The 18,159-nt window shown below is 68.8% G+C and carries 20 protein-coding genes and 1 riboswitch; of the genes, 12 read left to right on the top strand and 8 right to left on the bottom strand.

From position 1 onward, the window contains the following. The first annotated feature begins 12 nt into the window (after positions 1–12). Positions 13–882 carry a sucrase ferredoxin gene (locus AB0B61_RS43180; RefSeq protein ID WP_358445271.1) on the top strand — a complete coding sequence of 290 codons (870 nt, stop codon included), beginning with the start codon at positions 13–15 and terminating at the stop codon, positions 880–882. Positions 883–983: 101 nt separating this feature from the next. Further along, positions 984–1,295 carry a WhiB family transcriptional regulator gene (locus tag AB0B61_RS43175; RefSeq protein ID WP_080036407.1) on the top strand — a complete coding sequence of 104 codons (312 nt, stop codon included), beginning with the start codon at positions 984–986 and terminating at the stop codon, positions 1,293–1,295. Positions 1,296–1,547: 252 nt separating this feature from the next. Here AB0B61_RS43175 and AB0B61_RS43170 read toward each other — a convergent pair whose 3' ends face one another. Next, a complete protein-coding gene (locus AB0B61_RS43170; protein ID WP_225289364.1) occupies positions 1,548–1,781 on the bottom strand; it encodes a DUF397 domain-containing protein in 234 nt (77 codons plus the stop codon). A 116-nt stretch (positions 1,782–1,897) separates the two neighbouring features. Further along, positions 1,898–2,785, bottom strand: a complete 888-nt coding sequence (locus AB0B61_RS43165) for a helix-turn-helix transcriptional regulator (RefSeq protein ID WP_358445268.1) — start codon at positions 2,783–2,785, stop codon at positions 1,898–1,900. Positions 2,786–2,915: 130 nt separating this feature from the next. Here AB0B61_RS43165 and AB0B61_RS43160 point away from each other — a divergent pair, with 130 nt between their 5' ends. Further along, positions 2,916–3,392 carry an ATP-binding protein gene (locus tag AB0B61_RS43160; protein ID WP_358445265.1) on the top strand — a complete coding sequence of 159 codons (477 nt, stop codon included), beginning with the start codon at positions 2,916–2,918 and terminating at the stop codon, positions 3,390–3,392. A gap of 106 nt (positions 3,393–3,498) precedes the next feature. Here the strand turns inward: AB0B61_RS43160 and AB0B61_RS43155 are convergent, their stop codons facing one another. After that, entirely contained in the window at positions 3,499–4,128 is a 630-nt protein-coding gene (locus tag AB0B61_RS43155) for a phosphoribosyltransferase family protein (RefSeq protein WP_358445262.1), read from the bottom strand. A 17-nt stretch (positions 4,129–4,145) separates the two neighbouring features. Then, complete coding sequence (gene rsgA / locus AB0B61_RS43150) at positions 4,146–5,243, bottom strand: ribosome small subunit-dependent GTPase A (RefSeq protein ID WP_358445259.1); 1,098 nt, start codon at positions 5,241–5,243, stop codon at positions 4,146–4,148. A gap of 296 nt (positions 5,244–5,539) precedes the next feature. Between rsgA and AB0B61_RS43145 the strand changes: the two genes are divergently transcribed. The 5 genes from AB0B61_RS43145 to AB0B61_RS43125 all read left to right on the top strand — a co-directional run bounded on the left by AB0B61_RS43145 (position 5,540) and on the right by AB0B61_RS43125 (position 11,046). After that, entirely contained in the window at positions 5,540–6,088 is a 549-nt protein-coding gene (locus AB0B61_RS43145; RefSeq protein WP_357941099.1) for a sigma-70 family RNA polymerase sigma factor, read from the top strand. Next, on the top strand, positions 6,085–6,807 hold the full coding sequence (locus AB0B61_RS43140; RefSeq protein WP_358445256.1) for a zf-HC2 domain-containing protein: 723 nt from the start codon (positions 6,085–6,087) through the stop codon (positions 6,805–6,807). Before AB0B61_RS43145 ends, AB0B61_RS43140 begins: the two co-directional genes overlap by 4 nt. 169 nt (positions 6,808–6,976) lie before the next feature. Continuing rightward, positions 6,977–8,278, top strand: coding sequence for a CHRD domain-containing protein (locus AB0B61_RS43135; protein WP_358445254.1), 1,302 nt, complete (start codon positions 6,977–6,979; stop codon positions 8,276–8,278). Positions 8,279–8,788: 510 nt separating this feature from the next. Then, positions 8,789–9,793 (top strand): serine hydrolase domain-containing protein, encoded by a 1,005-nt coding sequence (locus tag AB0B61_RS43130; RefSeq protein WP_358445251.1) that lies wholly within the window; start codon positions 8,789–8,791, stop codon positions 9,791–9,793. Beyond that, the gene (locus AB0B61_RS43125; protein ID WP_358445248.1) at positions 9,790–11,046 is read left to right on the top strand and encodes a hypothetical protein; all 1,257 of its coding nucleotides are present in this window, start codon (positions 9,790–9,792) and stop codon (positions 11,044–11,046) included. The genes AB0B61_RS43130 and AB0B61_RS43125 overlap by 4 nt, the downstream gene beginning before the upstream one ends. Before the next feature lie 194 nt (positions 11,047–11,240). Here the strand turns inward: AB0B61_RS43125 and glyA are convergent, their stop codons facing one another. The 4 genes from glyA to AB0B61_RS43105 all read right to left on the bottom strand — a co-directional run bounded on the left by glyA (position 11,241) and on the right by AB0B61_RS43105 (position 15,143). Continuing rightward, positions 11,241–12,494, bottom strand: coding sequence for a serine hydroxymethyltransferase (gene glyA, locus AB0B61_RS43120; RefSeq protein ID WP_225289353.1), 1,254 nt, complete (start codon positions 12,492–12,494; stop codon positions 11,241–11,243). A 25-nt stretch (positions 12,495–12,519) separates the two neighbouring features. Beyond that, positions 12,520–12,601, bottom strand: a riboswitch (ZMP/ZTP riboswitch). A gap of 361 nt (positions 12,602–12,962) precedes the next feature. Continuing rightward, entirely contained in the window at positions 12,963–13,898 is a 936-nt protein-coding gene (locus AB0B61_RS43115; RefSeq protein ID WP_358445245.1) for a YihY/virulence factor BrkB family protein, read from the bottom strand. Between the two features lie 60 nt (positions 13,899–13,958). Continuing rightward, positions 13,959–14,333, bottom strand: coding sequence for a YccF domain-containing protein (locus AB0B61_RS43110; protein ID WP_358445242.1), 375 nt, complete (start codon positions 14,331–14,333; stop codon positions 13,959–13,961). A gap of 33 nt (positions 14,334–14,366) precedes the next feature. Next, entirely contained in the window at positions 14,367–15,143 is a 777-nt protein-coding gene (locus AB0B61_RS43105) for a TIGR03084 family metal-binding protein (RefSeq protein WP_358445364.1), read from the bottom strand. A 242-nt stretch (positions 15,144–15,385) separates the two neighbouring features. Here AB0B61_RS43105 and AB0B61_RS43100 point away from each other — a divergent pair, with 242 nt between their 5' ends. The 4 genes from AB0B61_RS43100 (at position 15,386) to AB0B61_RS43085 (ending at position 18,143) form a co-directional block, all read left to right on the top strand. Further along, positions 15,386–15,469, top strand: a complete 84-nt coding sequence (locus tag AB0B61_RS43100; RefSeq protein ID WP_311132608.1) for a putative leader peptide — start codon at positions 15,386–15,388, stop codon at positions 15,467–15,469. 108 nt (positions 15,470–15,577) lie between these two features. After that, the gene (locus tag AB0B61_RS43095) at positions 15,578–17,251 is read left to right on the top strand and encodes a nitrite/sulfite reductase (protein WP_358445239.1); all 1,674 of its coding nucleotides are present in this window, start codon (positions 15,578–15,580) and stop codon (positions 17,249–17,251) included. Beyond that, on the top strand, positions 17,248–17,418 hold the full coding sequence (locus AB0B61_RS43090; protein WP_358445236.1) for an Insertion element protein: 171 nt from the start codon (positions 17,248–17,250) through the stop codon (positions 17,416–17,418). Before AB0B61_RS43095 ends, AB0B61_RS43090 begins: the two co-directional genes overlap by 4 nt. Next, complete coding sequence (locus AB0B61_RS43085; RefSeq protein WP_225289346.1) at positions 17,415–18,143, top strand: phosphoadenylyl-sulfate reductase; 729 nt, start codon at positions 17,415–17,417, stop codon at positions 18,141–18,143. The genes AB0B61_RS43090 and AB0B61_RS43085 overlap by 4 nt, the downstream gene beginning before the upstream one ends. Positions 18,144–18,159 lie beyond the last annotated feature (16 nt).

Below are 18,159 nucleotides of genomic sequence, written 5' to 3'. Positions count from 1 at the left end.
CACACGGGCGGGGTGCCGAATTTGGCCAGCGCCACCGTGGGGGCCCGGCTGTGGCTACTCGTCGAGTACGACGGGCCGTGGCCGTCACATCTGGAAACCTTCGAGCTTCCTGAAAGAATCTCGAACCTCGTGCGCCGAGCCCAAGAACGTGGCATCAGACCCCAGCTCATCCGCCGTCCCGGCAAGCGGGTCCGCCCACAGGAGCAGGACTTGCGTGTGCTAGTGGGGTACGCCACGGGCCCCAACCCCTGGCTGGCCAGCGGAGTCATCGCAGGTACCGAGGATCTTGACCTGGACGCGCTGGTGGCCGGAGTGGTCCCGGAGTCCTGCATACTTGAAGACGAGCCGGTATTTCTGGTCTGCACGCACGCCAAGCGCAATGCGTGTTGCGCCCGCATTGGACTGCCCATCGCTCGAAGCCTGGCCGAAAACTGGCCGGACAGAGTATGGGAAACGTCACACGTTGGCGGCGATCGCTACGCCGCCAACCTCGTGTGCTTGCCACACGGAATTTTCTACGGCAGCATGTCTCAGGCTGCTGCGATCGCAGCGGCTAACGCGTACCGGTCGGGCGAGATCATTCTCGACCGTTACCGGGGACGCGCAGGCATCCCTGAGCCATTGCAAGCCGTCGAGCACTTCGCCCGAACCCATACGGGAGAGTGTTCTGTCGGCGCAGTGGCCGTGGAGTCCTCCAGGTCGGACGGCGACGTCACCGAAGCCATCGTGCGCTGCGGCGACGTCCGGTTCCAGGTTGTGGTTGAGCCATCGGTGTTCCAAACGCCGTGTGGTACGGCTTGCGCCGAGAAGATCACCACCTACCGGCTGGTTTCGCTGGACAGGCTCACGCCTGTGCGGTACGCCACGCCCGCCCTTACCTGATCACGGGAACACTACGGCCCACCTTTGCGTTGGAACAGTGACGCCGAAAACGTCCAATGCGGCTCAATTACTGAAATACCTCTCACGAAGGTGGTTTTCTCATGTCTCAGGTACGTCGGCAGCTCGCCCGCCCGCGCCCCAGCTGGGGTTGGCAGGATGATGCCGCGTGCCGGGGTGAGGACCTCGTGCTCTTCTTCGGCCCCGATGGGGAGCGGCAGCCCGAGCGTGACGTGCGCGAGCGGAAGGCCAAGGCGATCTGCGCCCAGTGCCCTGTCCGCAACGAGTGCCTGGACTACGCGCTGTCCCGTCCGGAGAAGTACGGCACGTGGGGTGGCCTGAACGAGGACGAGCGCGCTTCCGAGCGTCGCCGTCGCATGCGCCGCGCCGCCAGCGCCGGCATCTCCGCCGCCTGACTCCACCCGGCAGCGATCACCGCGTGATCATGCAGTTGCCCCGATGAACCGGAGCCTGGCCCGCCAAGTCCAGGCTCCGGCGAACCCGGTCGGGGCAACTGCTTGATCAGGCAAAGACCTCCGCCCCCAGCACGCGCTTCAGCCCGGCGTCATCCGTGACGCCGGGCTGAAGTGGTTTCCGGATGGATGCTTGCCGAGCTTCGGGGTTGGACCGCTCTGGGTCGGCGCTGCGCCTGGCTCCGGGTTCTTGGCTCAGACGATCAGATCGTCGAACTCGCCGTCCTTGGCGCCGAGCACGAACGCGGTGATCTCATCGCGCGTGTAGACCAGCGCGGGCCCCTCGGGGAAGCGCGAGTTACGCATCGCCACCTCCCCCGTGGGCAGGTCGGCCACCTCGACGCAGTTGCCGTTGGGGTTGCTCCGCCTGCTCTTGCGCCAGACGGCGGGAAGGCGACCGGCGGGCGTTCCGTTGCGGAACTCATGCATTGGGGAAGCTCCCTCGCGCGCTTACGGATGCACGTGCAGCCGTGGTTGCGAGATCACGTTACGGCATCGCCAAGATCACCATATACGGGACGACCAAAACCCCAATATGGGGTGGATCACACTGACAGAAGGCGCTCCAGGAAGCGTTTGGTCTGCTCAGGGGAGTCGGCCTGAACGCTCAATCGGTCCATGACCTGCATGTAATGCTCGGACTCAGCCGGCTTGTCCAGATAGAGGGCACTCGTGAGCTGCTCCAGGTACACGACGTCGGGCAGGTCACGCTCGGGGAAGCGCAGGATGCTGAACGGCCCGCCGGCGGCCGCGTGCCCGCCGCGCTCGAACGGTATGACCTGAACGGTGACGTTGGACCGTTTCATCATCTCCAGCAGGTGCTCGACCTGCCGGCGCATCACCTCACGGCCGCCGAGCGCGCGCCGCACCACGGCCTCGTCGATGACCGCCCACAGCTTGAGCGCCCGGCTCCCGGCCAGGCGCTCCTGCCGCCTGGTGCGCAGCGCCACGCGCCGGTCGAGCTCGGCCTCCGGCGTCGTCTCGTGCGCCAGCTTGATCACCGCCCTGGCGTACTCGGGCGTCTGGAGCAGGCCGGGGATGAACTGGTTCTCATATGTACGGATGACCGAGGCCGCGCCCTCCAGCCCGATGTAGACCTCGAACCAGCCGGGCAGCAGGTCACTGTACTTGTGCCACCAGCCGGGGGCGTTGGCCTGGCGGGCCAGCTCCAGCAACGGCGCCCGCTCGGCCTCGTCGGTGACGCCGTAGAGGGTGAGCAGATCGGCCACGTCGCGTTCCTTGAAGCTGACCTGCCCAAGCTCCAGGCGGCTGATCTTGGCGTGAGAAGCGCGAATCGCGTACCCCGCGTCCTCCCGCGAGATACGCTTCTCCGTGCGGAGCCTGCGCAGTTGCGTACCCAGCAGGATTCGCAGCACCGTCGGGCTTCCCGGCGAGTAGCCGACCACATTCCCTTCCGCACTCAGTGCGCTCACACTATCGCTCCCAGATCATCTGCACGTGCAGATGCTATTTGCATCTGTAAAACATGAAAAGTCTTGCATCGGTAAGCACACGCCGTAAAGATGGGCATTGGATCACCTAGACCGCGCTTCGGGGGCCAGGATGACGACTTTCGACGCTCGGCCGCAAGCCGCCACGTGTGCCCAGGCACCCGGATGGCTGCTGCCCATTCTGCTCGAAGGGCGGCGCGGTCCGTGTGACGAGGTCTTCCGCTTTCATGAGCTGAGCACGTTCGAGCCCGGCTGTGTGGCCTCTGCCAGGCGGTTCGTCGACCGGACGCTCACCTCGTGGGGTTCCGACGACATCGTCTTCGACGCCCAGCTGGTGGTCTCCGAGCTCGTCACCAACGCGATGCGGCACGGCGGCGGCGCCATCCAGCTCCGGCTGCTGAGCCGGCGGCCCGAGGTGGCGTGCGTGGTGAGCGACTACAGCCGGCACGCCCCGACCGCCCCGCCCACCACCGACGTCTTCGCCGAGTACGGCCGCGGCCTGCGCCTGGTCGAGGCCCTCACCACTGGCTGGGGCTGGCTCACCCCCGGCGCCCAGGGCAAACTCGTCTGGGCCGTACTCTCCAACTGACCCCGATCGCAACGGCCCGTCTCCTTCCTCACCCCCGCAGGGGTATCCCGCTCACGGGACCCCAGCCACGACGGACCGTCACAGGGATCGAGACGGTCGCGTGTCACTAGGCACCCGCCAGCAGTTCCAGCACGTCGGCGTCGCTGAGCTGGTCGAAGTGCTCGTACCACTGCCCCACCGCCCGGAAATCCGCCGGCACCCGCAGCACCACCACCTCGTCGGCCTCCTCGCGCATGGCCTCGACCGTGTCGCGGGCGCCCACCGGCACGGCCAGCGTCACCCGGCCCGGCTTGGCCGCGCCGACCGCCCGGAGCGCGACCCGCGCGGTGGCGCCGGTGGCCAGGCCGTCGTCGACCACGATCACCTCGCGTCCGGCGAGATCGGGCAGCGGGCGGTCACCCCGATAGACCTTGACCCGGCGGGCCAGCTCACGCCGCTCCTCGGCGACCACGTCCGCCACCGACTCGGGCCTCATCCCGAGCCTGCGCAGCAGCAGCAGGTCGAACACCGGCTCGCCGCCCTCGGCTATCGCGCCGACGCCCAGTTCGGGCGTCGGCGGATAGCCGATCTTCCGGGTCACCAGCACGTCCAGCCGGCCACCGACGCTGCGGTGGATCGGCACGGCCACCGCCACGCCACCACGCGGGAGCGCCAGCACCACCGGGTCCTGAGCGTCGAGCAGGCGCCCCGCCAGCATCGCCCCCGCTTGCGCGCGGTCCGCGAACAGCAGGTCCATGCAGTGGTGTTACCCGGTCACGGCCGGTTTCTGCCCGCGCGCCGCATTTCCTTGTGGATGACCTTCCACTTGTTCTGCTGCTCCTTGCGAAGCCGCGCGTCGGTGCGCGAGGCCATCCAGGCGGCCTCGCGCTGGAGCTTGCGCCAGCTGATCAGCCGCCGCTCGGGCAGATCGCCGCACTCCAGCGCGGCGAGCACCGCGCAACCGGGCTCGCTCTCGTGGCCGCAGTCGTCGAACCGGCAGGCGGTCGCCAACTCCTCTATGTCGGAGAAGACGAGGTCGACGCCCTCGCTCATCTCGTAGAGACCGACGCGGCGGATGCCCGGCGTGTCGATGACGAGGCCGCCGCCGGGCAGCGGGATCAGCTCCCGGTGCACGGTGGTGTGGCGGCCCCGGCCGTCGGCGGCGCGCACCTGCTGGGTGTCCATCGCCTCGCCCTCCGCCATGGCGTTGACGAGCGTGGACTTGCCGGCGCCCGACGGGCCGAGCACGACGGCCGTGCGCGAGCCTTCGAGGTAGCCGCGTACGAGCTCGACGCCGTCGCCGCGCACCGAGGAGACGGCGTGCACGTCGACGCCCGGCGCGGCGGTGCGCACGTCGGCGAGCAGGTCGTCGAGGCCGCGTTCGAACAGGTCGGACTTGGTGACGAGCACGACCGGCGTGCCGCCCGACTCCCAGGCCAGCGCGACGAGCCGTTCGATGCGGCCCAGGTCGGCGAAGTCCGTGGCGTGCATGGACGGCTCGGCGACGAAGACGACGTCGATGTTGGCCGCGAGCACCTGGCCCTGGCCATCGCCCGACAGGCCGCCGCGCGAGTCGCGGCTGACGCCGCCTCTGACGAAGGCGCTGCTTCTCGGCAGGACCGCGTCGAGCTCGTAGCGGCCCTCTGGGAGCTCCTTGAGCGCGACCCAGTCGCCGACACAGGGCAGCGCCACCGGGTCGTCAGCGGACGCCCTGCGGACGCGTGCGCCGTACTTGACGTGATGCTGCCCATCGGCGGCGATCACTTCGGCCGCGCCGCGATCGACCCGGGACACCCGGGCGGGCACGGTGTGCGGTGGTAGCTCGGCGACGCGGGATTCGGTCCAGCCGAGCGGGAAAAGCGTGGAGAACAACGGAGTGACACCTTTGTGGTCGAGAAGGACCCGGGTGACCTCTAAGCGGACACCCGGAGGATGACAGACGGCAAGGCGAACAGAACAGCCCGCATGGTCGTCACCTCCTCACTCGAGTTCTCGGTGCAGCTGAAGAGTGACTCTACGCATCCCTCCTGCGACTTCGCAACGACTTTCTTCCCGATCTATTGAACCGTGTCGGGGAATCTGTCCGTACTTCCTGCCGACTGCACTTTGAAAGGGGAATGATGCGAGTCAGCACGTGTCCCCCGCCCTCGGCCGAGGGAGCCGCCCCCATGGGCAAGCCACGCTCACGCCACCGGATGAGACGAGTACGTCCGGATGACGAAGTGGTCGTCTCCACGCTCTACCGGGAGTACCACCGGCCGCTGCTGGCCTTCGTGATCCGGCTGACGGCGGGCGATCGGCAATGGGCCGAGGACGTCGTGCAGGAGACCATGATCCGCGCCTGGCGTAGTTCCGAGCAGCTCGATCCGGACTCGGCTTCGCTCATGCCCTGGCTAGCCACCGTCGCACGCCGTATCGTGATCGATGACCGGCGGCGCAAGGAAGCCCGCCCGCCGGAATCAGGCGACGGCCCGCTGGAGAGCATGCCCGTGCCGGACGAGATGGAGGGACTGCTGCACCAGGTGGTCGTATCCGAGGCGCTGATGGCGTTATCCCCGGCCCACCGCGAGATCCTCAACGAGACGATCTTGCGAGACCGGTCGGTCAACGATGCTGCCATAGCGCTCGGCATTCCCGTTGGCACCGTTAAGTCCCGGGTTTACTACGCGGTCCGCGCGTTGCGCGTCGCACTGCAGGAGAGAGGGGTGACGGCGTGAACAGAGTCGAGCATACGGACGTGGGCGCCTACTCCCTCGGTCTGCTGGACGACGACGACAGATTAGCCTTCGAAGCGCACCTCTCTCTCTGCCCGTCGTGCCGGGCGGAGCTGTCAGAGCTGGCCGGAGTGGCCAGTGTGCTGACGGGGATCGGGCCGGTGCGAGAAGAGCCCCCTCCTCCCGATTACGGACAGGCCGATGTCATCGACCTGCTCCGGCGTAAGAAGGCGGAGGACCGGCGGTCGAGGCGGGGCACATTCGTGATCGGGCTGGCGGCCTCGGTCACACTGGTGGCCGGCGGGCTCGCGGTCGGCACCCAGCTCGGGGGCGGTGACGCGGCGCCGAGCGTGGCGGCGGGCCATCCCACGCAGCATCTGGGCCCGGCCGAGCAGTTCTACGCCGACGGCAAACCCATCGAGGGCGTCGGCGCCGACGGCGTGACCGGCGGGCTGGTGCTGGAGTCCAAGGGCTGGGGCACGCATGCCGCGCTCAAGCTCTCGGGCATCAAGGGCCCGCTCGAATGCGAGCTGATCTCGGTGTCCAAGACGGGCAAGCAGCGGATCATGACGGGCTGGTCGGTGCCGCCCGCCGGATACGGCGTGCCCGGGTCGCCCGATCCGCTCTACATGCACGGCGGCAGCCCGTGGAAGCTCGAGGACATCGATCATTTCGCGGTGGTCACCACGACTGGTAAGACTTTACTTACCGTCAGAGCCTGAATTCCTCGGGACGCACCTCCTAGAAGCCCTTCCACCGCAGGTGGGAGGGCTTTTTTGTGCTCGCCGCCGTATGTGTAATTTTACGGATTCAGCGGTTGAACCTCTTCGAGCCGGGTCGCGTACTGCTTGCCGTACCAACCCCAATGACAATCCTTGAAGAGGTTTCATCATGTCGATTCGTACGCTCGCCCTGTCCGGGGCGCTGCTCGCCACCGGCCTTCTCGCTCCGGTCACCGCTGCTCAGGCGACTGTCTCGGCCTCCGGTGACGACGTGTACCTCGCCGCCGGCCTGCGCGGCGCCAACGAGGTGGGCGTCAAGGGTGACGCCGATGGCCGCTCGACCGTCGTCATCAAGATCAGCGGTAACGAGGTCACTTTCGCGGCTCGCTGGAACAAGATCGACTCACCTACCGCCGGGCACATCCACCAGGCTGCCAAGGGCGCCAACGGCGACGTCAAGCTCGAGTTCTTCACCAAGCCGCTGCCCACGTCCGTACTCGGCGTGACCGGCACGGTCACCGCCGACCCGGCGCTGGTCAAGGCGCTGATCGACGACCCGGGCGGCTTCTACGCCAACCTGCACGACGCCGCCCACCCCAAGGGCGCGGTCCGCGGCCAGTTCCACCGGCTGAACAAGCCGATCGACCTCAACGGCGTCCTGCAGGGCAGCAACCAGGCCACGCTGTCCGCCCGCGCCGACGGCACCAAGGAAGTGCCGGCGAACGACGGCAAGAAGCGCGGCGACCAGGACGGCCAGGCCACCTGGTGGCTGCGCCCGAACGGCTCGGCCATCGGTTACACCGCCTTCTGGACCGGGCTTGCCCCGGTGACCAACGGCCACATCCACAAGGGCGCGAGCGGCAAGAACGGCGACGTGGTCGCCGACCTGTTCGCCGACGCCGCGGGCCTGCCGTCGAACCTGACGGGCGTCGCGGGCGAGGCCAAGGTCGCCGCGCCGATCGTCAAGCGCATCGCCGCCAACCCCGGCCGGTACTACACCAACCTGCACACCACGGAGTTCAACGGCGGCGCGGTGCGCGGCCAGCTGTCCGGCGACCCGTTCGACCACCCGCGCGCGGTCACCGCCGAGGTGCTGAAGGGCGCCCAGATCTACGCCTGCACCCAGCAGCCCGGCGCGGCCCCGGCCTTCACCCAGTTCGGCGTGGCGGCCAAGCTACGGCGCGGCATCGACCACTCCTTCGTGACCCCCGCCGCGGGACCGCCGCAGTGGATCGCTCCAGACGGCAGCGCGGTGCGCGGTGCGGTCGTCACCAAGACCCCCAACGGCGACGGCAACATCCCCGAGCTGGTCCTGGACGCCACCCAGTCCGGCAAGAACACCGGCCTGCTGGCCCACGCCGCCACGATCCTGCGCCTCAACACAGAGGGCGGCGTGGCCCCCGCGGGCACCTGCACGGTCGGCGCCCAGACCCGGGTCGACTACCAGGCCGACTACCTCTTCCTCGGCTGATCACCAACCGGAAGACCGTAAGTCCAACTGAAGAGCAGGTCCGCGCGGGCGATTCGGTCCCGCCCGCGAGGACCGCACCCGGCCGGTAGCGGCGCCACCCGCCACCGGCCACCGCCTCCGGGGACCTCCGGCCCGTCCCCGAAGGCACCCGACGCCCCGCCGTAACCCTCCGTACGGCGGGGCGTCCTCATGCCCGGCGCAGGGCCGAACGGCGGGGCGTCCTGATGCCCTGACCTCCCGATGCCCCGCCCTCAGCCCCGGTCGGCGGCGGCTTTGCCGCTTCAGGAGCTGGAGGCGGTACGCTCACGCGGCTACGCGATCGACGAGGAGGAGTATGAGGCGAACGTGCGCTGCGTCGGGTGCGGTGGTCCGCGATGCGAGTGGGACGGCAGTGGGCGCGGTGAGCGACGCGGGTCTCACGCTCAGCCTGAGTCAGGACGACATACCGCTGCTGGGACCGCTGGTGGCGGCCGCCACCGCCCGCGTGTCGGCGGCGATCGGGAGGAATGTATGACGGACGTGCTCGCGCGGGCCCGCGCCCTCGGGGAGTTCTCCGGCGCGGCCTGGGCCTACGGCAGGTCGAACGGCCCGCTCTCGCGTGGCCGGCTCGGCACGCTGGCGTGGAACGGCGACCCGGTCGGCGACGACACCCTGTGGGACCTGGCCTCGCTCACCAAACCGATCGTCGGGCTGGTCGTCATGGCGCTGGTCGAGTCGGGTGAGCTGACCCTGGACGATCCCATCGCGCTGCACCTGCCGGAGTACGCCTCGACCGACAAGTCCGGCATCACCGTTTTCGAGCTGCTGACACACACCTCGCGCATCCCCGGACGGCAGCCGCTCTACCGCGACCACCCGACCCGCGACGAGCTGCTCGCCGCGGCGGCCCGGCTGCCGCTGCGCCCCTCGCCCGGTGTCGAGTACAGCTCCCAGGGCTTCATGATCCTCGGCCTGATCGCCGAGCGGGCCGCCCGGACCCCGCTCGACCAGCTCGTACGGGAGCGGGTGACCGGGCCCGTCGGCATGGACGAGACCCGCTTCCTGCTGCCCGAGTCCGACCGAGGTCGCGCGGCCGCCACGGAGGACTGCCCGTGGCGCGGCCGGATCGTCCAGGGAACGGTGCACGACGAGAACGCCGAGGTACTGGGCGGGGTGGCCGGGCACGCTGGGTTGTTCGGCACGCTGGACGACCTGGCACGGCTGGGCCGGGCGCTGTGCCGGGGCGGCGGCTTTCTGGCTGCCCGGACGCTCGAGGTGATGACCCGGACGCGGACCGGCGGCCGGGCGCTGGCCTGGGAGGGGTGGGAGCGGCCCGGATGCAGCGGGGGCGATCTGCTGAGCCCGGCGGCTTTTGGGCACACCGGGTTCACAGGGACGAGCCTGTGGGTGGATCCGGAACTGGACGTGTTCGTGGTGCTGCTGACCAACCGGGTACACCCCAGCCGGGACTCGGACGCGATCAACCGAATCCGCCGCGCCTTCCACAACACGGCCGTGACGGAGGCGCTGGCATGACCGGCGGCGGGGGTGTGAGCGGCTCCGGGACCGGCGGTTTGGGGTTCGGCGACGCAGATGCGGGCGATGCCGGGATCGGCGACTCCGGGGTCGGCCGCGCGGGTGCGGACGGCTATGGGGTCGGCGGTGTGCTTCGGGTGGTCGGTTCGTCGGCGGCGGTGCGGCTGGTTCAGGGAGACAGCGGGCTGGTGCTGGAGCCGACACAGGAGCGGCCCGGGGATCTCTGGATCGGGCCTGGCTGGGTAGACCTGCACGCCCACGTCTACGACGGGATGACCGTGATCAGCGTGCCCGCCGACCGGGTCGGCCTGGACCAGGGCGTGCACGTGGTGGCCGACGCGGGCAGCGCGGGCGAGGCCACGATCGACGGGCTGGCGCGCTATGTCATCCCGGCCGCCGAGACCGAAGTACGCGCCTGGGTGAACATCGGCTCTCACGGCCTGGTTCACCTGCGCGAAACGGCCGACCCGAGTTTCATCAACGTGGACGCCACGCTGGCCGCCATCGACCGGCACCGGGACCTGGTGTGCGGCGTGAAGGTCCGCTCCAGCGGCGCGGTCGTGGGCGCGATGGGGCTGCAGCCGCTCCAGCTCGGCCGGCTCGTCGCCCGGCAGGCGGACCTGCCCCTGTTGGTGCACATCGGCGAGGTGCCGCCGCTGATCGAGGACGTGCTCGACCTGCTGGACGAGGGCGACGTGATCACCCACTGCTACCACGGCAAGACCGGCCATCCGTGGCGGCCCGACGGCACCCCTGTCCCGGCGCTGGCCCGCGCGCTCGACCGGGGCGTGCTGCTGGACGTGGGTCATGGCGCGGCCAGCTTCAGCTTCGAGGTCGCCGAACGCGCGATCGCCGCCGGTTACCCACCACACTCGATCAGCACCGACATCCACGTACGGAACATCGGCGGCCCCGTGCACGACCTGGCCACCACGATCACCAAGCTGATGGCCTGCGGCCTGCCGCTGGAGAACGCGATCACGGCGGTCACGGACGCACCCCGCCGCGTCCTCCGCATGGACTCACCAGACGCGAAATGGCTGGCGGACGACAGGACGATACGCCACGCCACGGTATTCCGGCTGGTCGGAGAGGCCACGGAGTTTCGGCTGGCTGGGGAGACGGAGCGGGTCTACGTGGATTCTCGCGGAACCCACCGCGAGCCCACTCACCACGTCCTCCCGGTGGCGACCATCCGGGAGGGACGCCTCCGGCCCACCGAACCGCGCCACCGGTCAAGAACGCGCACGTAACGGCGCCGAGCCCTGTGCGGGCTCAGCGGCCGTTTTCCTGGAGGCCCTCAGCCACGTATGGCGGGTGGCGGTGGGGGCGGCCGTGCCGTAACAGAAAACGTCTGTAAAGCAGCGCCGTCACAGAAAGGGGCCTGTAAAGCAGCGCCGCAACAGAAAGGGGTCTGTTAAGCAGCGCCGCAACAGAAAGGGGTCTGTCAGGAGAGGCCAGGCGCCGGGAACTGCGCGGTCAGCTCGCTCACCTCGTGATGCACCCGGCTGATGACGTGCTCGGCGTCGCCCTTGGCCAGGGCGGTGACGACCTCGTCCATCCACGCGCCGATCTGCCGCATCTCGCCCGGCCCCATCCCCCGGGAGGTGACCGAGGGGGTGCCGATGCGGATGCCGCTCGGGTCGAACGGCTTGCGGGTGTCGAACGGGACCGTGTTGTAGTTGGTCTCCAGGCCCGCGCGGTCGAGCGCCTGGGCGGCCGGCTTGCCGCCGATGCCCTTGGGCGTGAGGTCGAGCAGGATGAGGTGATTGTCGGTGCCGCCCGAGACCAGGTCGAAGCCGCGGCTCGACAGCTCCTCGGCCAGCGCCTTCGCGTTGGTCACCACCTGGTGCGCGTAGGCCTTGAAGTCGTCGGTGGACGCCTCGTGCAGGGCCACGGCGATGGCGGCGGTGGTGTGGTTGTGCGGGCCACCCTGCAGGCCGGGGAAGACGGCCTTGTTGAGCGCGGTCGCGTGCTCGTCGGTGGTGGCCATGAGCATGGCGCCGCGCGGGCCGCGCAGCGTCTTGTGCGTGGTCGTGGAGATCACGTCGGCGTGGCCCACCGGCGACGGGTGCGCGCCGCCCGCGACGAGGCCGGCGATGTGCGCGATGTCGGCGGCGAGTACGGCGCCCACCTCGCGGGCGATGGAGGCGAAGCCCTCGAAGTCGATCGTGCGCGGGATGGCGGTGCCACCGCAGAAGATCAGTTTCGGCCGGTGCTCCAGCGCCAGCGCCCTGACCTCGTCGAGGTCGATGCGGCCGGTGTCCTGGCGCACGCCGTAGCGGACCGGGTTGAACCACTTGCCGGTGGCCGAGACCGACCAGCCGTGCGTGAGGTGGCCGCCGAACGGCAGGCCCATGCCCATCACGGTGTCGCCCGGCTGCAGGAAGGCCATGTAGATGGCCAGGTTGGCGGGCGAGCCCGAGTAGGGCTGGACGTTGGCGTGGTTGACGCCGAACAGCGCCTTGGCCCGCTCGTTGGCGAGGGTCTCGACCTGGTCGATGACCTGCTGGCCCTCGTAGTAGCGCTTACCGGGGTAGCCCTCGGAGTATTTGTTGGTCAGGACGGTGCCCGTGGCCTCCAGAACGGCCTTGGACACGTAGTTCTCCGACGCGATGAGCTTGACGGTGTCGGCCTGACGGCGCTCCTCCGCCTTGATGAGCTCGGCGATCTGCGGGTCTACGCTTGTGAGAGAACTCATGACTCTCCTGTCATCGTTGACAATGTGCGAAGACCCAGGCGCACGGCCTTCTGCCCTTCCGCTCCCTGGTGGTTCGCCCCACCTAACGCGCCAGTCGCGACGTTCTAGACGATAGCGGATCGGGCAGGGGGGACCGGGCACGGATCAGGCGATCAGGCAGATGAGAGGGCTACGTTCTTGATCGTTCCGAGCGGTCCCAGGTTGACGTCGACGTGCTCCGCGTCCTGGGGCACGCCCTCGAAGACGGCCCAGAGCTGAAGCTGCATACCGCCCCCGAACGAGGCCGTGGGGACCTCGGCGCACTGACAGCAGGCGGGCCGTGGTGCCCTGGCGCACGAGGGAGTCGATCCGCACCTGGAAAGTGGTGTCCTCCGCGAGATAGACGAACCCCATGCCACCCTCGCCCGGCTTCCTGAGGAGCGTGTAGGGACCGACTCTCCGCTGTGCGTCCACTGGGGGGATCATTCCCTATTTGGGACGACTGGCGCCGGGCCAGAGCCGGTCGACCTCGGCGTTCAGGATGGCCCCGATCAGCACGGCGAGCGCGGTGATGTAGAGCCAGAGCAGCAGCGCGATGGGTGCGGCCAGCGAGCCGTAGACGGACACGGGCGAGAACCACGCCGCGAGCACGGCCCGCAGCACCGCGGCGCACACGATCCACAGGAACAGCGCCAGGATCGCCCCCGGCAGCTCCCGGTACCACTTCGTCCGGACCGGCACGCTCACGTGGTAGAGCACGGTCAGGAAGAGCACCGAGCCGATGACCACCACCGGCCAGTACAGCAGGTCGACCAGGACGCCGTACTCCCCCGGCAGCGCGTCCTTGAGCAGTGTCGGCCCGATGACCAGCACCGGCATCACGATGATCCCGATGACCAGCCCGATCACGTAGAGCCCGAACGACATCAGCCTGGTCCTGATGATGCCGCGTTCCTCGCCGAGCCCGTAGGAGACGGAGATGAGGTCCACGTAGACGTAAAGGGCCCGCGAACCCGACCAGAGCGACAGCAGGAAGCCCACCGAGATGATCGACACCTTGCTCGCGTCGTCGCTGAGGACGTCGGTGATGAGCGGGTTGACCACCTTGTGCACCGCGTCGTCGGTGAACAGCAGCCCGGCCTGGTCGATCACCCAGGTCTTCACCTGCACGACAACCTGGGGCCCCAGCCAGGTGCCGAGCTTGGCCAGTACCCCGATCAGTCCCAGCACGAACGGCGGGAGGGACAGCAGCGCGAAGAAGGCCGCCTCGCCCGCGAGGCCCGTGACGCGGTAAGTGACTCCCGCGTTCGTGGTCGCGCGGACGGTCGCCCACGAATTCGTGTCGAGCACCCAGTTCAGCCTGGCACGGGCGTTGGAGACGAGCCGCCTCCTCATCGACCGGCTAGGCGCATCGGTGGACGTCATGGCACCCAACGGTTATTAGCAGTGACTCTTCGGGACAGCTTACGTCCCCCGGGCACTGCCCTAGTCGACGTCGACGATGCGCGCACCCAGCGGGAGCAGCGAAACGGGGATGAGCTTCAGGTTCGCGATGCCCAGCGGAATGCCGATGACCGAGATGAACAACGGGATCGAGGTGAGCACGTGCCCGATCGCCAGCCAGATGCCCGCGAAGACGAGCCAGATGACGTTGCCGATCGTGGAGAGCGCCCCCGCGTCGGGGTCGCGCACGACGGTCCGGCCGAACGGCCAGAGCGCGTAGGCCGCGATCCTGAACGAGGCGATGCCGAACGGGATCGTCACGATCAGGATGCAGCAGATGACGCCGGCGATCGCGTAGCCGATGGCGAGCCAGACGCCCGCGAAGATCAGCCAGATGACGTTCAGGATGGTCCGCATGCTTACAGCATGTCACCGGGGCCGCCTCTCACATCATCGGGAATGCCCCTGGCCTTTCCCTGATCGACCCTTACCGGGTGGTCCGGCGAACGCCTGCGCGATCTCCGTCCAGGCGCGGGCGGTCTCGCCGGTGATCTCCAGGTCGGTGTCGTCCCGGTGGACGCGCTGGGTGACGAGCAGGCAGAAGTCCAGCATCGGCCCGCGGACCGTGTCGGCGGCCTCCTCGGGGCCCGCCGTCCACGGCGTCCCGTCGGGCATGGTCAGCTCCACGCGCACCGGCCGCGTCGGAAGGGGCAGATTCCGTACGGCGAAACCGAAGGGCATGGCCCTGAACCCGATCATCGCCACGTGCCGCAGCCGGGAGGTGGGCTCCCTGGTGACGCCGAGCGCGTCCGCCACGTCCTGGCCGTGCGCCCAGGTCTCCATCAGCCGGGCGGTGACGAAGGACGCGGCCGACATGTCGGGCCCGTACCAGGGCAGCCGGTCCCGGGCCGACAGCCCGCTGAACGCCTTGATGCTGCGGGCGCGCGCCGTACGGAACCATTCCAGCAGTTCGTCGGGGGCGAGCCCGCGGAACTCCGCGGCCAGGTCGTCGGTGGAGGTGAAGTGCGCCGCCGCCGCCCGGAAGACGTCGGGATCGGTCACGGCGGTGCGCGCGGCCTCGTCGAACCAGGCCAGGTGGCTCACCTGGTCACGCACCGCCCATCCCTCGGCGGGTGTGCCGAGCTCCCAGTCTCCGGCCTCCAGGGGCCGTAACAGCTCGTCGAGTGACGCGGTCTCCGCACGCAGGTCGCTCAGCAACTCGCCCATGAGGTCCACGGGCGTCAGCCTAACCGAACAAGGTTCTACGAGGAATAATGCGAGGGTGATCTGCGAGAAGTGCAAGGAAAAGCGCCACGAGGAGTGTCGCGGCGGTTCCTGGTGCGATTGCCAGCACCAGCAGGCGGAGGAGCCGGCCGAGTCGGACCTGGACTGGCCCCGTCAGGGGTGAAGAGCGTCCACAGTCTGGACCCAGTCTTGGACATACCGGATACCTAGCGTATCTTCGAACTATGCCAGCGGACCCCATGCTTGTCGGTCGACGACACGTCGATCTTCAGCGTGTCCGCAGTGCCATCTGTTGCGACGCCCGTTAACCCACCCGTTTTCTCCGTTGCGCGCGTCGCAAATCTCCTCCTTCACCCCTGCCCTCAATGATGAGGCGGGAGGAAGCCTGCGCGCGCCCATGAACCGAAGGACGCGCAATGAGCACCCCTGCCAGCCGGCATCACAAACGCCCGCGCGGCGAAGGCCAGTGGGCTCTCGGTTACCGGGAGCCGCTGAACAAGAATGAAGAGAACAAGAAGAACGACGACGGCCTCAACGTCCGCCAGCGCATCATCGACATCTACTCCAAGCGCGGTTTCGACTCGATCGACCCCGCTGACCTGCGGGGCCGGATGCGTTGGTACGGCCTCTACACCCAGCGCAAGCCCGGGATCGACGGCGGCAAGACCGCGATCCTGGAGCCGGAGGAGCTGGACGACCGCTACTTCATGCTGCGGGTGCGCATCGACGGCGGCCAGCTGAGCATCCCGCAGTTGCGGGTCATCGCCGAGATCTCCAACGAGTACGGCCGGGGCACCGCCGACCTGACGGACCGGCAGAACGTCCAGCTCCACTGGATCGAGATCGAGTCGGTGCCCGACATCTGGGCGCGGCTCGAAGCGGTCGGGCTGTCGACCACCGAGGCGTGTGGCGACACCCCGCGCGTCATCCTGGGCTGCCCGCTGGCCGGGATCGACACCGACGAGGTGCTGGACGCGACCGACGAGATCCAGCTGCTGAACGAGCGGTTCATCGGCGACCCGGCCTACTCCAACCTGCCGCGCAAGTTCAAGTCGGCGCTGAGCGGGTGCCCGTCACACTGCACCGTGCACGAGATCAACGACGTGGCGTTCGTGGGTGTCGAGCTGCCCGGCGGTGAGAAGGGCTACGACCTGTGGGTCGGCGGGGGGCTGTCCACCAATCCGATGTTCGCCAAGCGGCTCGGGGTGTTCGTCCGGCCGGAGCAGGTGGCGGACGTCTGGGCCGGTGTGATCGGGATATTTCGTGATTACGGGTATCGGCGGCTGCGGCACCGCGCCCGGATCAAGTTCCTGGTCAACGACTGGGGCGTGGAGAAGTTCCGGGAAGTCCTGGAGACCGAATACCTCAAGGAGGCGCTGCCCGACGGGCCCGCGCCCCAGGCGCCCCGTGGCTCCCGCCGCGACCACGTCGGGGTCTACCCGCAGAAGGACGGCAACTTCTACGTGGGCTTCGCGCCCAAGGTCGGCCGCCTCGACGGCGACAAGCTCCACGTGATCGCCGACGTCGCCGAGCGGCACGGCTCCGGCCGCGTCCGCACCACGGTCGAGCAGAAGATGGTCATCCTCGACGTCGCGCCCGACCGGGTCGACTCCCTGGTCGCCGAGCTGGAGGCCAACGACCTCCAGGTCAACCCGTCGACGTTCCGCCGCCAGACGATGGCCTGCACCGGCATCGAGTACTGCAAGCTGGCCATCGTCGAGACCAAGGCCACCGCCGCCAACCTCATCGACGAGCTGGAGCGGCGCCTGCCCGACTTCGCCGAGCCGCTCACCATCAACGTCAACGGCTGCCCCAACTCCTGCGCGCGCATCCAGGTCGCCGACATCGGCCTCAAGGGCCAGCTCGTCGTGGACGAGCACGGGGAGCAGGTCGAGGGCTACCAGATCCACCTGGGCGGCTCGATGGGCGTCAACCCCGGCTTCGGCAGGAAGGTACGCGGCCTCAAGACCACCGCCGAGGCGCTGCCCGACTACGTCGAGCGGGTCGTGACGCACTACGACGCCCAGAAGAAGGAAGGCGAGGCCTTCGCCGACTGGGTGCAGCGAGCGGACGAGGCGGACCTGCGATGACCACGCGAGCCGTCCCCTTCCACTGCCCCTACTGCGGCGACGAGGACCTCGAGCCCTACGAGGGCGATCCCGAAGCGCCCGACCCCGCGGCACACGGCGGCTGGTACTGCCGGTCCTGCGCCCGCGCCTTCAAGCTGAAGTTTCTTGGAATCGGAGTGAAGATATGACACTCGTCGACATCGAGGTCGGTTTAAGAGAGCAACGCGGCGCGCTCGACCTTCAGGACATCGTCGAGTCCGCCGCGGTCTTCCTGGAGGACGCGTCCGCCCGCGAGATCATCCGGTGGGCGGCGGCCACGTTCGGCGACCGGCTGTGCCTGACCTCCTCGATGAGCGACGCTCTGCTCATCGACCTGGTCAGCCGGGTCAAGCCCGGGGTGGACGTGTTGTTCATCGACACCGGGTTCCATTTCGCCGAGACGATCGGCACCCGTGACGCGGTCCAGCAGGTCTATGACGTCAATGTGATCAACGTGCAGCCGTCGCGCACGGTGGAGGAGCAGGAACGCGAGCTCGGGCCGCGCCTGTTCGGCCGCAATCCCGACCTGTGCTGCTACCTGCGCAAGGTGGAGCCGCTCAACCGGGCGCTCGAACCGTACCTGGCGTGGATCTCGGGCATCCGCCGCGACGAGGCGAGCACCCGCGCCGACACCAAGGTCGTGGAGTGGGACGCCAAGCGGCAGATGGTCAAGGTCAACCCGATCGCCAGGTGGACCCAGGACGAGGTCGACAACTACATGGCCGACAACGGGGTGCTGATCAACCCGTTGCACTATGACAACTACCCCTCGATCGGCTGCGCCCCCTGCACCCGCCAGGTCGCGGAGGGCGAGGACCCGCGCAGCGGCCGCTGGGCGGGGCTGGGGAAGGTCGAATGCGGCATTCACCTGTAACCCCCGGCATGTGGCC

It is taken from the genome of Nonomuraea sp. NPDC049158 (assembly GCF_040648335.1).
Lineage (GTDB): Bacteria > Actinomycetota > Actinomycetes > Streptosporangiales > Streptosporangiaceae > Nonomuraea.
This window is presented reverse-complemented; position numbering and strand designations above follow the sequence as displayed.

What these genes read in the sequence shown, in the direction of transcription:
- AB0B61_RS43135 (WP_358445254.1), top strand. Translation starts at nt 6,977, where the DNA reads ATGTCGATTCGTACGCTCGCCCTGTCCGGGGCGCTGCTCGCCACCGGC.
- glyA (WP_225289353.1), bottom strand. Translation starts at nt 12,494, where the DNA reads ATGAGTTCTCTCACAAGCGTAGACCCGCAGATCGCCGAGCTCATCAAG.
- AB0B61_RS43145 (WP_357941099.1), top strand. Translation starts at nt 5,540, where the DNA reads ATGGGCAAGCCACGCTCACGCCACCGGATGAGACGAGTACGTCCGGAT.
- AB0B61_RS43110 (WP_358445242.1), bottom strand. Translation starts at nt 14,333, where the DNA reads ATGCGGACCATCCTGAACGTCATCTGGCTGATCTTCGCGGGCGTCTGG.
- AB0B61_RS43130 (WP_358445251.1), top strand. Translation starts at nt 8,789, where the DNA reads ATGACGGACGTGCTCGCGCGGGCCCGCGCCCTCGGGGAGTTCTCCGGC.
- AB0B61_RS43170 (WP_225289364.1), bottom strand. Translation starts at nt 1,781, where the DNA reads ATGCATGAGTTCCGCAACGGAACGCCCGCCGGTCGCCTTCCCGCCGTC.
- AB0B61_RS43125 (WP_358445248.1), top strand. Translation starts at nt 9,790, where the DNA reads ATGACCGGCGGCGGGGGTGTGAGCGGCTCCGGGACCGGCGGTTTGGGG.
- AB0B61_RS43090 (WP_358445236.1), top strand. Translation starts at nt 17,248, where the DNA reads ATGACCACGCGAGCCGTCCCCTTCCACTGCCCCTACTGCGGCGACGAG.
- AB0B61_RS43115 (WP_358445245.1), bottom strand. Translation starts at nt 13,898, where the DNA reads ATGACGTCCACCGATGCGCCTAGCCGGTCGATGAGGAGGCGGCTCGTC.
- AB0B61_RS43095 (WP_358445239.1), top strand. Translation starts at nt 15,578, where the DNA reads ATGAGCACCCCTGCCAGCCGGCATCACAAACGCCCGCGCGGCGAAGGC.
- AB0B61_RS43085 (WP_225289346.1), top strand. Translation starts at nt 17,415, where the DNA reads ATGACACTCGTCGACATCGAGGTCGGTTTAAGAGAGCAACGCGGCGCG.
- AB0B61_RS43105 (WP_358445364.1), bottom strand. Translation starts at nt 15,143, where the DNA reads ATGGGCGAGTTGCTGAGCGACCTGCGTGCGGAGACCGCGTCACTCGAC.
- AB0B61_RS43100 (WP_311132608.1), top strand. Translation starts at nt 15,386, where the DNA reads ATGCCAGCGGACCCCATGCTTGTCGGTCGACGACACGTCGATCTTCAG.
- AB0B61_RS43155 (WP_358445262.1), bottom strand. Translation starts at nt 4,128, where the DNA reads ATGGACCTGCTGTTCGCGGACCGCGCGCAAGCGGGGGCGATGCTGGCG.
- AB0B61_RS43175 (WP_080036407.1), top strand. Translation starts at nt 984, where the DNA reads ATGTCTCAGGTACGTCGGCAGCTCGCCCGCCCGCGCCCCAGCTGGGGT.
- AB0B61_RS43160 (WP_358445265.1), top strand. Translation starts at nt 2,916, where the DNA reads ATGACGACTTTCGACGCTCGGCCGCAAGCCGCCACGTGTGCCCAGGCA.